This window comes from Microbacterium oxydans, assembly GCF_900095745.1.
GTDB classification, from domain to species: Bacteria; Actinomycetota; Actinomycetes; order Actinomycetales; family Microbacteriaceae; genus Microbacterium; species Microbacterium oxydans_B.
This window is the reverse complement of sequence record NZ_FMIR01000015.1, coordinates 354,056-367,927: the sequence shown is the minus strand read 5'-3', so window position 1 is coordinate 367,927 and position 13,872 is coordinate 354,056. Positions and strand designations below refer to the sequence as shown.

The following is a 13,872-nucleotide window of genomic DNA, read 5'->3' as shown; positions in this document are numbered from 1 at the left end:
TCAACCCGGGTTGATCGCCTGACACCTACCGCCCGGCCCGCACCCGCAGCCCGAACGCGACCCCCGCCAGCGCGATCACCACGACCCCGTATCCGATGCACACGGCCTCGAGTCCGACCACACCGACCAGCGCTCCGGCGATCACGGCCGGCACCCCGAACGCCAGGTACGCCAGCAGGTAGATCACGGCGAAGGTGTCGGCGCGCTGCGTCGCCGGGATCCGCGGGGCGAGTGAGGCGACCACTCCCGAGAACGCGGTGCCGAAGCCCATTCCGGTGACCGCGGCCGCGACGAGGTAGAACGGCAGCGACCCGACGCCCAGCGCGATCAGCGACAGCAGAGTTCCGACCGCGAGCGCCGACGTGCCGAACAGCACCATCGACCGCGCGGCGATCTTCCGCAGCACGAACGCCGTCACGGCACCGACCCCGGCGAGCAGCACGACCCCGAGCCCCTGCCACACATGCGCCTCGCCACCGAGCTCGCCCCGCACGATGTTCGCGCCCAGCGACAGGAACAGTCCGCCCGTCGCCCATCCGGCGATCACGGCCGGAGCCCCTCGCCAGAAGTCGGCCCGAATCGCGGGCGGGATCGACAGTCGGAAACTCAGCGACGCCCACACCCCCGGCTTGCGCGGAGCCGTCTCGGGCACGAGGAAGAACAACGCCGCGAGCAGGATGTACGCCGAGCTCAAGGGCGCGAACACGTCGAGCAGCGCCTCGCCGCTGAGGTCGAGCACCACGGCCGACACGAGTGCTCCGAGCGCGAGTCCGATCCCCGGGCTCAGCGCGTTCCACAGTGCCGCGACCCCCGCGCGCCCACCCGGTGCGAAGTCGAGCACCGTCGCCGACAGCGCCGAGATCAACAGACCGCTCGCCACGCCCTGCAGGATGCGCGCGAGGAACAGCATCGCGACGGCATCCGCGTGCCAGAACAGGAACATGCTCCCCGCCAGCAGCAGGAACCCCGCGATCGCGACGGGTCGACGGCCGACGTGGTCCGAGAGCGACCCGGCGGTGAGGAGGGTCAGCAGCAGCGCCACCGCGTACACGGCGAACACGGCGCTGATCACGATCGCCTCGAACCCGATGTCCTGCGCGAGCACCGGGTAGAACGGCGACGGCGCACTCGCCCCGACCATCATCAGGATCTGCGCCACGATCGCGAGCACGAACCCGAACCGTGCGCGAGGAACGACGGCGCTCCCGCGGAGTCCCTGGGCATGTCGAAGGGGCGCCGACGGGCGGACGATCGGCTCGGTGCTGGTCATGGCGACTCCTCATATGGTTCGAGAATCATCGAACTATCGGAGCGTACTCGCCATCCATCGATTGTTCAACTATTCTCGAACCATGCCTGGCGATCTTCCGCACCCGGAGCGCACCGAGATCCAACTCACCGACGTGCTCTTCGCGCTCAGCGACCCCGAGCGCCTCGCCATCACGCGCCAGCTCGCCGACGGCCCCCTCGACATGGCCGCCTGTCACTCCACCGACCCGAACCTCCCGAAGTCGACCAAGTCGCACTTCATGAAGGTGCTGCGCGAAGCCGGCATCATCCGCAACGAGCCCAACGGCCGCCGACGGATGCTGACGCTGCGCCGCGACGACCTCGACGCGCTCTTCCCCGGGCTGCTGGACTCCGTGCTGCGCTGAGACGCGCGCTCCGGCGCCGCAGTGCCGCACGCGATCAGCCCTTCCTCCGATCTCGGCGCCGACTTCGGTCCATCTCTGGCAGAGCAAGGTGGAGCGTTAGTACGTTGGTGTCTGGGCGGGAGACCAGGAGGGGCATGATGCGTATCAAGGAACCGGCCGCCAAGCTCGGTTATGTCGTCGCCGTCGCCATCGGACTCACGCTCACGACCGTTCCGCTCGCGGCCGTCAACCTCGACCTCGGGTTCGCGTGGGGAGTCCTGGCCCTCGTGGCAGCTGTCGTCGTGGCAGCTCGAACCTTCCGCGGCGCAGGAGAATCCGACGCTCCTCGACCCTGGTGGAAGATGACGAGCACGCGAGGAAGCGGAATCCTCCTCGCCGCGCTGTTCTTCATTCAGGGCGTCACCACATCCGTCGGCGTCTTCACCCTGTCGAGCCCGCCACTCGCGCTCGTCGGTGCTGTCGTGGCGCTGACGCTGTCGGCCTTCTACCTGAACTCTGCGATCAGGACTCGACCGGTCCCGGCATCGGCCTGACTGCCCGGCCTCGGCATCGATCTGATGGGCTCCCCCTTGCGACTCTCGGAAGAGTGAGTGTACAGTCACTCATATGTCCACGACCCGCAGCTCCATCCTTTCGACGGCCGATGCCCGCCGGCCTGTCGTGGCCGCGGCGGCGCTGGCGGCGTTCGCGCGCAGCGGCTACCACGGCACGACCGTCGCTGACGTGGCGCGCGAGGCCACGATCTCCCCGGCCTACGTCTTCAAGCTGTACTCCGGCAAGGAGGCGCTGTTCGTCGTGGCGCTCGAGGCCTGCTTCGACGCGATCGTCTCCGCCCTCGAAGAAGGGGCGGATGCTGCCGCCGACACCTCGCCCGAAGGCGTGCTCGACGCGATGGGCGACGCCTACGCGCACCTCATCTCCGACCGGAAGCTGCTGATGCTGCAGGTGCACGCGCAGTCGGTCGCCGAGATCCCCGCGATCGGGGAGGCGCTGCGCGCAGGGCTCGAACGCGTCACCACGTTCGCGAAGACCCGCTCGCGGGCGAGCGACGACGACGTGCAGCGTTTCATCGCCTATGGGCAGCTCTGTCACCTGATCGTCACTACGCAGCTCGACGGACGCCCGGGGGGCTGGGTCGCTCTGCTGACCAAGGGGATCACGCACCCCGACTGATCCCCCCTCCGGGGCATCGGGCCCTTTTGTGCCCGCAAGAGTGAGTGAGTAATCACTCATCCGACCGGCCCCGAAACGGCACGGACAAGAACACAGAAAAGGAGCACGTCATGACCACCCTCACCTCCCTCCCGGCGCTCGCCGCACCGCACAGTACGCGCCGGTGGCTCGCCCTCAGCGTCCTCGCGCTCGCGCAGTTCCTCGTGGTGCTCGACGCCTCGATCGTGAACATCGCCCTCCCCGTCCTCGGCCGGCAGCTCGGCATGGATACCGCCGCCCTCGCCTGGGTCATCACCGCCTACGTGCTCGCGTTCGGCGGCTTGCTCCTCCTCGGCGGACGCCTCGCCGACCGCTACGGACACCGCCGGGTGTTCCTGATCGGAACGGCTGGATTCGTGGCGGCATCCGCCCTCGCCGGGCTCTCGGTGTCGAGCGAGATGCTCCTCGCCGCCCGCGCCCTGCAGGGCGTCTCGGCTGCGCTCCTCGCTCCGGCCGCCCTCGCGCTGCTGACCCAGCTGTTCCCGAACGACGCCGAGCGCACCAAGGCGCTGGGTGTGTGGGGAGCCGTCGCCGGCATCGGATCGGCCGCGGGGGTACTGCTCGGCGGGGTGCTCACGGCGACCCTCGGCTGGCAGTCGGTGTTCTTCGTCAACGTGCCGGTCGGCGCGCTCGTGCTCATCGCCATCCCGCTGCTCATCACCCGTGACGGCATCCGAACCCCCGGGCGCCTGGATGCCGCCGGCGCCGTGACCGTCACCGCATCACTGGTCGCGCTCGTCGGTGCCCTCAGCGCGGTCGAACAGGTCGGCTTCGTGCACCCGCTGCCGCTGGGCCTGCTCGCCCTCGCGCTGATCCTCGGCGTCGCCTTCGTGGCGATCGAGCGTCGCGCTGCCGAGCCGCTCGTCCCGCTCCGCGTGTTCCGCAACCGCAACCTCGCCCTCGGCAACATCGTCATGCTGCTCGGCGGGGCCACCATGGTCGCCCTCTTCTTCGCCCTCTCGGTCTACATGCAGGCCGTGCTCGGCTACGACGCCCTCACCGCGGGCCTCACGCAGCTGCCCCTCGCCGGTGTGCTCGTGATCGTCGCCGGTGGCGTGCCCGCCGTGATCGCCCGCGTCGGCACGCGGCCGGTGCTGATCGGGGCGCTGCTCATCATGGCCGCGGGGCTCCTCTGGCTCGCCGCATCCCCGGCGGATGCCGCGTTCCTCACGCACCTGCTCGGCCCGACCATCCTGATCGGGGTCGGACTCGGCGGCGCTGTCGTGGCGACCACCCAGCTCGCGGTCGACGGCGTCGAAGGCGCAGAGGCCGGACTCGCCGGCGGACTCGTCAACACCAGCCAGCAGATCGGCGGCGCGATCGGACTGGCCGTGCTCGGCACGGTCGCCGGCCTGCGCACCGCCGCGCTGTCGGCAGAGGGTGCGTCGTCTGCGGAGGCGCTCACTGGCGGATTCTCCTGGCTCTTCCTCGGGGCAGCGGGACTGGCGGTCGTCGGCGCGGGGATCGTCGCGGTCTGGCGTCGCGACTGAGGTCCCTGATGTGCGGGCCCACGGAGTGCGTCTTGTTGCGCTCCGCGGGCCCGTCCGTTTTGGAGTGAGAGCGATATGCCATCTCGCCAGTGCTGATTATCACGTTAATGACAAATGACTGACGGCCACGGGTTGTCATTCTGCTCCCAGATTTGGAGCGGATGCCGTGAGGGGCGGATACTTCTCGCATCCGGACCGCCCCCACTCGGCCGGGGAATCGACATGCAGACCTCCTCTTCACTCCCGCCAGGAACGACCATCGCCATCGTCGGCGCCGGTCGACTCGGACGCGTGCTCACGCGGTCGTTGCGCACGGCAGGACTCGACGTCCTCGGCCCCCTCCGCCGCGATCAGTCGATGCCGACGGTCGACATCGCGCTGCTCTGCGTTCCGGACTCCGCCATCCCAGCGGTCGCGTTCGTGGCTCGACCGCACGCGCGGCTCGTCGGACACGTCTCGGGCGCCACGTCGCTCGACGACGTCGACTTCAGCCTCCACCCGCTGCAGACGTTCACGGGTGCGGAGACTCCCGATGTGTTCCACGGCATCGGCGCCGCGGTCGCCGGCCGCACCGACGACGCCCGCGCCGTGGCCGAGCAGCTGGCCCGGGCTCTCGGTGCCCGGCCGTTCACCGTCGAGGACGAGCACCGCGCGAGCTATCACGCGGCGGCATCCTTCGCCTCGAACTTCGTGCTGACGGTGGTCGATGCGGCGGAGCAGCTGGCTGCGGCCGCGGGCATCCCCTCGGATGACGTTCGCCAACTCCTCGCCCCACTCGTCCGGCGGTCGGTCGAGAACTGGGTGGATGCCGGAGCGCACGACGCCCTCACCGGGCCGATCGCCCGTGGCGACGCGGAGACGGTCGCCCGTCAGAGGTCGGCCGCCGCGGAGCTCGATCTCCAGGAACTGTTCGACGCCCTCGCCGCCGCCACCCGGGCGATCGCGTCTCGCGTCGAAGCCCCGCTACGGATGTCGGGAGAACGCACGGATGCAGGGAGAAACACCGCCGTTCCGCCCGACAGCCGTCCCTCCTCCCGACAGGTGACCGGCGAAGTGACCGGCGAAGTGACCGCCGAAGTGGCCGCCGCCCCGAAGGAGCCTTCCGCATGAGAATCCTCCGCACGATCCCCGAGGTGCGCGCGGCCGTCCGCGAGGCTCGGCTCGCGAACCACACGGTCGGCCTCGTTCCGACGATGGGCGCCTTCCACGACGGACACCTCTCTCTCATGCGGGCCGCGCGCGCGGCATCCGATCTCGTCGTCGTCTCGCTCTTCGTCAACCCGACCCAGTTCGGCGCGAACGAAGACCTCAGCTCCTATCCGCGCGATGAAGCCCGCGACGCGGAGCTCGCCGAGGCCGAGGGCGTCGACATCCTCTTCGCGCCCGCGGCATCCGAGATCTACCCCGACGGGTTCGCGACGAACATCCACGTCGCCGGCCTCACCGACGTGCTCGACGGCGCGAGCCGCGGCGCGCACCACTTCGACGGCGTCGCCACGGTCGTCACGAAGCTGTTCGGGATCGTCCGGCCGGATTCCGCGTACTTCGGACAGAAGGATGCGCAGCAGGTGCTCGTCGTCCGCCGCGTCGTGCGCGATCTCGAACTCGACGTGCGCATCGTCGCGTGCCCGATCGTGCGAGAGGCCGACGGACTCGCCATGAGCTCGCGCAACGTCTACCTCGACGATGCCGCGCGGCTGCAGGCGACCGCGCTGAACCGGGCGCTGGATGCGGCGGCCGAGGTGTTCGCGGCGGGGGAGCGCGAGGGGGCGAGCATCCTGTCGGCGGCACGGCGCGTGCTCGAAGACGCCCGGATCTCGGTGGAGTACCTGGAGCTCCGCGATGCCGAGACGCTGAAGCCGGTCGTCCGCGTCGAGCGGGACGCGCTGCTCGCGGTCGCCGCACGCGTCGGCGCCGCCCGGCTGATCGACAACCATGTGCTGTCCGCCGCCGACGTCGCTGAACCGGATGCCGCCGGCCCGTATGCCGCCGACCTGCAGACCACCGACCCGAAGGGCGACGCCTGATGCGACGCACGATGTTGAAGTCGAAGATCCACCGCGCGACCGTCACTGACAGCGATCTGCACTACGTCGGGTCCATCACGATCGACCCCATCCTGCTCGAAGCTGCCGACATCCTGCCCCACGAGCAGGTGCACGTCGTCGACGTCGACAACGGCGCCCGCTTCGAGACCTACACGCTGACCGGCGTGCGCGGATCCGGCGTCATCCAGGTCAACGGCGCTGCGGCCCGCCTCGTGCACACCGGAGACACGATCATCGTCATCTCCTACGCCGACTACTCGCGCGAAGACCTCGAGAGTTACGAGCCGGTGGTGGTGCACGTCGACCGGGACAACGCGATCATCCAGGTCGATGACGCCGTCGACCGCCTGCTGACGGAGGCCCGCGCATGAGTGCTCACGCCGCCCCGCGCAAACGTGTGACGCTCGCCGCTCTCGCCGCGAAGAAGGATGCCGGCGAGCCGATCGTCATGGTCACCGCCTACGATCACCCCAGCGCGCAGATCGTCGAGGCTGCCGGTGTCGACATCGTGCTCGTGGGAGATTCCGCCGCGATGACCGTGCTCGGCTATGACAGCACCGTGCCGGTCACGGTCGACGAGATGCTGATGCTGACGAAGGCCGTGCGCCGCGGGCTGACCGTGCCGCTGCTGGTCGGCGACCTGCCGTTCGGGTCGTACGAGGCCTCGGATGAGCTCGCCATCGCCACCGCGCAGCGCTTCGTCAAGGAAGCTGGCTGCGACCTGGTGAAGATCGAGCGCGGTGGCACGACCGTCGACCGCGCGCGGGCGCTCGTGCAGGCCGGCATCCCCGTGGTCGGACACGTCGGACTCACCCCGCAGACGGCCACGGCGCTCGGCGGCTACCGTGCCCAGGGCCGCACCGCCGAGGCGGCGCTCGCCGTGATCGACGATGCCCTCGCCCTGCAGGCCGCCGGATGCTCGATGCTCGTGGTCGAGGCGGTGCCGTCAGAGGTCACCGCCGCGCTGATGCCACTGCTCGACATTCCCGTGATCGGCATCGGAGCCGGAGCGGATGCCGACGGGCAGGTGCTCGTGTTCCACGACCTGCTCGGGCTTTACGACGGCGGCGCGGCCAAGTTCGTCAAGCGATATGCGGAGTTGCGCACGGCTGCGGTCGCCGGCGTGGGTGCGTATGCGGCGGAGGTGCGCGGTGGTGTGTATCCCGCGGTCGAGCACGGGTATGCGATGCCGGAGGGGGAGGCCGCGCGGCTCGAGGAGTTGCTCGCGGGGCGCTGAAGGCCGAAACGGAGACGCTCACGGCACCCGGCGGCGTGTCGGCCCGCGGCGCGCCGCGTGTAGCGCGAGGCGTCTCCGTTTTGGCCTACCGCGGGGCTTCGTGCGTCAGCCGGCGTCGGGCTCCCAGCGCAGCAGGTCGCCGGGCTGGCACTCCAGCACCGCGCAGAGGGCATCCAGCGTCGTGAAGCGCACCGCCTTCGCGCGACCGTTCTTCAGCACGGCGAGGTTGGTCGGCGTGATGCCGATGCGCTCCGCCAGCTCGCCGACGCTCATCTTCCGCCGCGCCATCATCACGTCGATGTCCACAACCACGGGCATCAGATCACCTCGTCGTCGAGCTCGGAGCGCAGCGCTCGCGCCTCGGCCTCACTGTCGATCGCCTGCCGCAGCAGCGCCTTCATGACGACCACGAGCAGCGCCATCCCGGCGAGCACGACCCCGGCGCCGCCGATCAGCGCCACGACACCCGGCGCCGTCGACCCCGGCGCGAGCAGCGCGGCCAGGATCCAGGTGAGCGCAGCCGCCACCAGGATCGCGCCGATGATGACGTTCACATACCGGAACGACGACTCCGCGAAGATCGACCCGCGCCGCACTCGCGTCAGCAGCATCCACACGCACACCCCGAACACCTGCAGTGTGCCGACGCCCAGCACCACGATCGACACCAGCACGATCCGGCCCCACAGCTCGTCCTCGGCGAGGTCGAGCCACAGCAGCGGCACGATGAGTGCCTGCACCGCCAGCGAACCCAGCAGCGCCACCGCGATCACGATGCGCAGAACGACGATCGTCGTCTTCCCCATTGCCCACTCCTTCATCGAAGAACAACAGGAATCTATCGTTATTCGTTCGATCGAGCAAGCGAGATAGGCCCCGATGCCTGCGCCGGAGCGGTCAGTGCCTCCGGAGGAGACGGCGGATGCTGCGCACCGTGCGGCCCGCGGCATCCTTGAGCCCGCCGCCCGGCCACTCCCGCCGCAACTCCACCGTGCGGCCCTCGCCCACCGTGAGCGTGCATGTGCGTCCCGCCAGGATCGGCGAGCGACCGGCGCGAGCGAGTACGGCGGGATCGGCTTCGAGAGGAACCTCGAACGTCCAGCCCGCCCGGCGGACCTTGACGGAGAGCGGCCCGCCTCGGGAATCGTCCGTGCGCTCGAACGAGCGGACGGGATCGATCGACAGGGCGACGGCGGAGAGATCGCGGGGCCGACGGCCGGAGAGGATGCGCTCGGTGTCCGACCTGTCGCGGAGGATCAGCTCGATGCGATCGTTGCGCAGCTCGCGATCCACCGCCAGGAGATTCGCCGGCAGCCCCTCGAGCGAAGAGAGCGGCAGTGACGTCAGCCGAATCGTCTTCTTGGCGCCGGAGGGCTTCGCGCCGCCTGCAGGCCCGGCGGCATCCGGCGCGGCGGGGTTCGACGGCTCCGCAGCGAACGTCTCGAACACCAGCGCATCCTTCCCGTCGTGCGTGATGTCGACGCGAACGGTGAGATGCAGGCCCCCGCCCCGCGACCAGTGTGCGGCTGTCACGGTGGCGCGGCACTGAAGTCCCGACTCGAACGCGGCCAGACGCACCAGATCGTCCCGACGATCGGCGCGCAGCAGCGCCGCGCGGATGCGGTGCGCGAAGCCGAGGCCGGCATCGACGCCAGGACCGAACCGCCGTTGCGTCAGCGGGACCACCACGTCCAGCAGGCGGTCGCGATACTCGTCGGGGTACTTGACCATGCGCGGCCCCGCGATGCGCTTGAGGATCTTGCCTCGGAACCAGTGCCGCAGGAGTCGGTCGCGCAGCCGCCCCGGCTCGGTGTGCGCCTCGACGATGTCGAGCACGGCTTCGAGGTGCGGGAAGTACGTCTCCGGCTCGATCCGCGCAGAGCTGGCGCTGCCCGGCTGCTTCACCCACGCGTAGCAGGGCTCGCTCGCGAGGATCGAGATCGTCGACGCGGCGAAGTAGGCCTGCATCACGAACAGGTGATCCTCCAGCCGCACGCGCCCCTCCGGGAAGCGGGTGCCGTTCGCCCGCAGGAACGCCGTGCGGAACATCTTGTGCGGCGTGAGCATCTCGAGCAGCGGATCCGTGCCGAGGACCGCCCGGGGGATGTCGCGGCGGAAGATCTTGCTCGGAAGCGGGCGGCCGATCCCCACCTCCTTGCCGACGACGACGTCGGACGCGTTCGCATCCGCGTAGTCGCACAGCTTCTCGAGGGCGCCGTCGAACAGGTAGTCGTCTTGATCGACGAACTGCACGTACTTTCCGCGGGCGGCATCGACGCCGTGGTTGCGCGGCATGCCCGGCCATCCGGAGTGCTCCAGCGACAGCACCCGCACGTTCGGGCGGTCGCGGGCGACGGTGGCCAGGCGCTCACCGGTCGGCTCGCCCGAGCCGTCGTCGCACAGGAGAACCTCGAACGCGGCGGGGTCGAGGGTCTGGCGATCGAGCGATGCGATGAGGTCATCGAACGAGGGCCCCGGCCGGAACACCGGCACCACCACGCTCACGCGGATGCTGTTCCCGCTGCTGTTGCTCTCCGGCTGAATGCTCTGCGACAAAACGTCTCCCCCACGTCGACTGTTCCTCGAGCTAAACACGCCTTCCTGTGGGGGTCACCAGGCTTGCGTTTCGGCCGGGCGTGTGCAGAAGTTCGCACGGCGCGCAGGCAGAGCGGGGCGAGACGCTCCTCGAATTCAGGAGGCGATGCGTCGTGCCGTGGTCTCGGCCGTTCGCGGGTCGACCTCGGCCCACACCGCATCCAGCGAGAGCTCGAGCACGCCGGCGATCGCCGCGATCGTCGAGAACGCGGGGGTGGCGACGCGTCCCGACTCGATCTTGCGCAGGGTCTCGGGGGAGATGCCGGCGTCCAGCGCGACGCTCAGCATCGACCGTTCCCCGCGCGCGCGACGCAGCAGGGCGCCGAGGCGCTCGCCGCGTTCTACCTCGGCGGGGGTGAGCGGCATCCGGACCATCATGATGCCCATACTAATACCGGGATAGTATTACCGGGATAGTTATTGGTCACGACGGAAGAGAACCCATGATCGAGATCCTGAACGCCGACGAGCTCGCGCGGGCGCGGGCCACCGGCGCGCTCGTCGGCGACATCCTGCAGGCGTTGAAAGCCCGCGCCGCGGTCGGCGTGAACCTGCTCGACCTCGACCGGTGGGCGAAGCAGCTGATCGAGGATGCCGGGGCCGAGTCCTGCTACGTCGACTACGCCCCCTCCTTCGGCCGCGGCCCGTTCGGCCACTACGTCTGCACGGCCGTGAACGACGCCGTGCTGCACGGCATGCCCCACGACTATGCGCTGCGGCCGGGAGACCTGCTCACGCTCGACCTGGCCGTCACACTGCGCGGCATCTCCGCCGATGCGGCCATCAGTTTCGTGGTCGGCGGCGCCGCGGCCGCGGAAGACCTCGCCATGATCGAGGCGACCGAGCGGGCGCTCGCCGCCGGCATCGCCGCCGCTCGCCCCGGCGCGCGCATCGGCGACCTGTCGCACGCGATCGGCACGGTGCTCCACGACGCTGGCTACCCCATCAACCTCGAATTCGGCGGCCACGGCATCGGCTCGACCATGCACCAGGATCCTCATATCGCGAACGACGGGCGGCCGGGCCGCGGGTACAAACTGCGCCCCGGACTCCTGCTCGCGCTCGAGCCCTGGGTCATGGCCGACACCGACGTGCTGCGCACCGACGACGACGGCTGGACCCTGCGGAGCGCGACCGGATGCCGCACCGCGCACACCGAGCACACGATCGCGATCACCGCGGACGGGGCCGAGATCCTGACGCGGCCGAGATCCTGACCCTGCCGGCGGATCGCGCCGCATGACGCGCTTGGCTAGCTCAGCACGAGCCCGATCTCGAACGATCGTCGCCACGGCAGGGTCAGCTCCTGGATGCGCACGTCCGCCGCGGGGAGCGTCGACTCCAGCAGCGCCGTCAGCTCCTCACGGATGACCCGCTCCGCTGTCGCGACCCGGGCGTCGTCGGCCATCGGGTAGACATCCGGGAACAGGGCAGGCCCGGAGTCGGTGCGCACGACCGCCTGGTACGCGAAGTCGTCGAGCAGTCGCGTGAGCAGGGTGATGCGGGCGGCGCGGGCATCGAACGTGCCCGTCGCCCGGCCGACCACCCCGGCCGCCGCGACGGCGACCACGCTGCCGAGTGTGTTGCCGGCCGTGTTCCACCCGCCGAAAGCCTCGAGTCGCCCGAGCAGCCCCGCCTCGGCGAGCGCCCGCACGAGTGCCTCGTCGGCGCCGTTCGGGTAGCGGACGTCGGCGAGGGCCACGTGCTCGCCCGCGTCCAGCCGCTCCGTGATCAGCGCGACCGTGCCGGCCACGGCATCCGCATCCACCCGATCCGGCCGGCCGCGGAACATGTCGTGCCGGTCGGGGTCGGGGGCGTGCAGCACCAGCGTCACGTCGCCGCCGTCGGCGACCTCCACGGCACCCGCCGCGCGGATCTGCCGGCTCGCGGATGCCGCGAGCGACATGTTCTCGTACGGCGGGATGCGGGTCATGCCCTCGGCGTCCGCGCACGCGACCGAGAACGAGGCGGTCACACCGGCGTTCGCGGCCAGGGCCCTGGCGACCAGCGCCGCACCCACCTCGTCGGCACCCGGGTACATCAGCACGTCACGGCCCGACGGCAGCATCCGCATCCAGTGCCGCAGCCACACCTGCTCGGCGCTGCCCGCGGCGAACGGCGCGGTGTCGTCGGCGGTGATCGCCAGGAAGTCGAGCGTCGCATCCTCGACGAGCGCGAGCGTCGACAGGTTCACGATGTGATTGCGCAGCCGCCGTGCCGAGTAGTCGGACACGATCTCGGCCGGCACCGGCGTCAGCTCCGACAGCGGAAGCACGTCGGCCTCGTCGAGCAGCCGGTGCGCGTCGCCGCCGAGCGCATGGATCTCCTTGCCGTGCTCCCGCCAGTACTCCGGCTCCTCGGCCGCCGAGTACGAGTTGCTCGCCCGCGTCACGAGCGAGACGGCCGAGATGGGCAGCTCCGGCCGACGGCGGCGCACCTCGCGCAGCACGTCGAGACGCTCCAGCACCTCGCGCGTCGTGTCGGCGCTCGTGCGGCTGGCGATCAGCCCGCCGTAGAGCAGCATGTCGACCGACACCACCACATGCACCGTGGCCGGGTCGGCGACGCGGTCGAGCAGCCAGGCGCCGAGCGCGGTCGCGTCTCCGGCGACGCGGTACGAGGGCAGGATCTCGGCCGGCGGCACGTCGAGGATCACTCCGGCGACCGCGGCGACGTCGCCGGGAAGCCGCACGTTCACCGGTCGGTCGTCGAGCGGGAGCAGAGCGATGCGCGGACGCAGAGTCGTGTCGGACACGGGGGAGTGCCTTTCGTCGGGGGACTTCGGGGAGTTCGGGTGGCGATTCGGGAAAGGGTTCAGGGGCGCGAGATCGAGACCAGGTACGAGTAGCGGTCGCCCCGGTACACCGACTCGGCGTACTCGATCGGGCGGCTGCGCGCGTCGTAGGTGGTGCGCTTGACGAGGAAGGCGGGCGAGAACGGCGGCGTCTGCAGTGCGTCGGCCTGCTCCTCGTCGAGCACGACCGCATGGATCTCCTGGTCGGCGCGGACCGCGGAGATACCGAACCGCGAGCGCAGATCCTCGTACAGCGAGTCTCCGACGATGCCGTCTTCGAGGCCCGGCACCGCGTCGGCGGCGATCGAGCAGACCTCGAGGCAGATCGGGATGTCGTCGGCCGTGCGCACCCGGCGGATGCGGACGACGGGTGACTGCGGGCTGAGGTTCAGCGCGTACCCGGCGGTCTGCCCTGCGGATGCGGTGCCGACGTCGACCGACAGCGAACCCGGTCGCATGTTGCGCGTGTGCATGTCTTCCGAGAACGAGGTGAGCTCGAAGGTCTTGCTGATGCGGGAGGCGCTCACGAACGTGCCGGCCCCCTGCAGGCGGTAGACCAGCCCGTCGCGCTCCAACTCGTCGAGCGCGCGCCGCACGGTCTGCCGGTTCACCTCGAGCGACTCGGCGAGGTCGCGCTCGGTCGGCAGCTTCTCGTGCGGGGCGAGCCCCTGCTGGATGACGTCTTCCAGATGCCGTCGCACCCGCTCGTGCTTCGTCACGCCTTCGATCGACGACATGCCCACCCCTCCGGTCTGCCCATTTGGACTAACCCAATCTTGACGATCACCCGCGGATGTGTCAATGTCTGTTCTCAGCGGTTCCGAATTGGTCTATTCCAATC

Annotated in this window: 16 protein-coding genes; 9 read left to right on the top strand and 7 right to left on the bottom strand. The window is 70.1% G+C overall.

Features of this window, described 5'->3' with window-relative positions; genetic code table 11:
- Positions 1-25 precede the first annotated feature (25 nt).
- On the bottom strand, positions 26-1,270 hold the full coding sequence (locus BQ2383_RS09790; RefSeq protein ID WP_091033091.1) for an MFS transporter: 1,245 nt from the start codon (positions 1,268-1,270) through the stop codon (positions 26-28).
- Between the two features lie 82 nt (positions 1,271-1,352).
- Here BQ2383_RS09790 and BQ2383_RS09785 point away from each other — a divergent pair, with 82 nt between their 5' ends.
- The 8 genes from BQ2383_RS09785 to panB all read left to right on the top strand — a co-directional run bounded on the left by BQ2383_RS09785 (position 1,353) and on the right by panB (position 7,642).
- Positions 1,353-1,655, top strand: coding sequence for an ArsR/SmtB family transcription factor (locus BQ2383_RS09785; protein WP_091033088.1), 303 nt, complete (start codon positions 1,353-1,355; stop codon positions 1,653-1,655).
- Between the two features lie 134 nt (positions 1,656-1,789).
- The gene (locus BQ2383_RS09780) at positions 1,790-2,188 is read left to right on the top strand and encodes a hypothetical protein (RefSeq protein ID WP_091033086.1); all 399 of its coding nucleotides are present in this window, start codon (positions 1,790-1,792) and stop codon (positions 2,186-2,188) included.
- Positions 2,189-2,261: 73 nt separating this feature from the next.
- The gene (locus BQ2383_RS09775; RefSeq protein WP_091033084.1) at positions 2,262-2,828 is read left to right on the top strand and encodes a TetR/AcrR family transcriptional regulator; all 567 of its coding nucleotides are present in this window, start codon (positions 2,262-2,264) and stop codon (positions 2,826-2,828) included.
- Positions 2,829-2,938: 110 nt separating this feature from the next.
- Positions 2,939-4,357 (top strand): MFS transporter, encoded by a 1,419-nt coding sequence (locus BQ2383_RS09770; protein ID WP_091033081.1) that lies wholly within the window; start codon positions 2,939-2,941, stop codon positions 4,355-4,357.
- A gap of 222 nt (positions 4,358-4,579) precedes the next feature.
- Entirely contained in the window at positions 4,580-5,467 is an 888-nt protein-coding gene (locus tag BQ2383_RS09765; protein ID WP_091033079.1) for a Rossmann-like and DUF2520 domain-containing protein, read from the top strand.
- Positions 5,464-6,384, top strand: a complete 921-nt coding sequence (gene panC / locus BQ2383_RS09760) for a pantoate--beta-alanine ligase (protein ID WP_091033076.1) — start codon at positions 5,464-5,466, stop codon at positions 6,382-6,384. Before BQ2383_RS09765 ends, panC begins: the two co-directional genes overlap by 4 nt.
- Positions 6,384-6,776, top strand: coding sequence for an aspartate 1-decarboxylase (gene panD / locus BQ2383_RS09755; RefSeq protein WP_091033073.1), 393 nt, complete (start codon positions 6,384-6,386; stop codon positions 6,774-6,776). Before panC ends, panD begins: the two co-directional genes overlap by 1 nt.
- Positions 6,773-7,642 carry a 3-methyl-2-oxobutanoate hydroxymethyltransferase gene (gene panB / locus BQ2383_RS09750; RefSeq protein WP_091033071.1) on the top strand — a complete coding sequence of 290 codons (870 nt, stop codon included), beginning with the start codon at positions 6,773-6,775 and terminating at the stop codon, positions 7,640-7,642. Before panD ends, panB begins: the two co-directional genes overlap by 4 nt.
- 105 nt (positions 7,643-7,747) lie before the next feature.
- On the opposite strand, the gene BQ2383_RS09745 is transcribed toward panB, so the two are convergent.
- The 4 genes from BQ2383_RS09745 to BQ2383_RS09730 all read right to left on the bottom strand — a co-directional run bounded on the left by BQ2383_RS09745 (position 7,748) and on the right by BQ2383_RS09730 (position 10,612).
- On the bottom strand, positions 7,748-7,960 hold the full coding sequence (locus BQ2383_RS09745) for a helix-turn-helix domain-containing protein (RefSeq protein ID WP_029264006.1): 213 nt from the start codon (positions 7,958-7,960) through the stop codon (positions 7,748-7,750).
- Positions 7,960-8,448: a DUF2975 domain-containing protein gene (locus BQ2383_RS09740; RefSeq protein WP_091033068.1), complete on the bottom strand. Its 489-nt coding sequence runs from the start codon at positions 8,446-8,448 to the stop codon at positions 7,960-7,962. The genes BQ2383_RS09745 and BQ2383_RS09740 overlap by 1 nt, the downstream gene beginning before the upstream one ends.
- A gap of 91 nt (positions 8,449-8,539) precedes the next feature.
- Positions 8,540-10,198 (bottom strand): glycosyltransferase family 2 protein, encoded by a 1,659-nt coding sequence (locus tag BQ2383_RS09735; RefSeq protein WP_167381592.1) that lies wholly within the window; start codon positions 10,196-10,198, stop codon positions 8,540-8,542.
- Between the two features lie 135 nt (positions 10,199-10,333).
- On the bottom strand, positions 10,334-10,612 hold the full coding sequence (locus tag BQ2383_RS09730) for a helix-turn-helix domain-containing protein (protein WP_091033310.1): 279 nt from the start codon (positions 10,610-10,612) through the stop codon (positions 10,334-10,336).
- A 68-nt stretch (positions 10,613-10,680) separates the two neighbouring features.
- Here BQ2383_RS09730 and map point away from each other — a divergent pair, with 68 nt between their 5' ends.
- On the top strand, positions 10,681-11,454 hold the full coding sequence (map, locus tag BQ2383_RS09725; protein ID WP_091033064.1) for a type I methionyl aminopeptidase: 774 nt from the start codon (positions 10,681-10,683) through the stop codon (positions 11,452-11,454).
- A 35-nt stretch (positions 11,455-11,489) separates the two neighbouring features.
- Here map and BQ2383_RS09720 read toward each other — a convergent pair whose 3' ends face one another.
- Positions 11,490-12,992, bottom strand: coding sequence for a DUF4127 family protein (locus BQ2383_RS09720; protein ID WP_167381591.1), 1,503 nt, complete (start codon positions 12,990-12,992; stop codon positions 11,490-11,492).
- 59 nt (positions 12,993-13,051) lie between these two features.
- Entirely contained in the window at positions 13,052-13,768 is a 717-nt protein-coding gene (locus BQ2383_RS19215) for a GntR family transcriptional regulator (RefSeq protein WP_140403328.1), read from the bottom strand.
- Between the last annotated feature and the right edge of the window lie 104 nt (positions 13,769-13,872).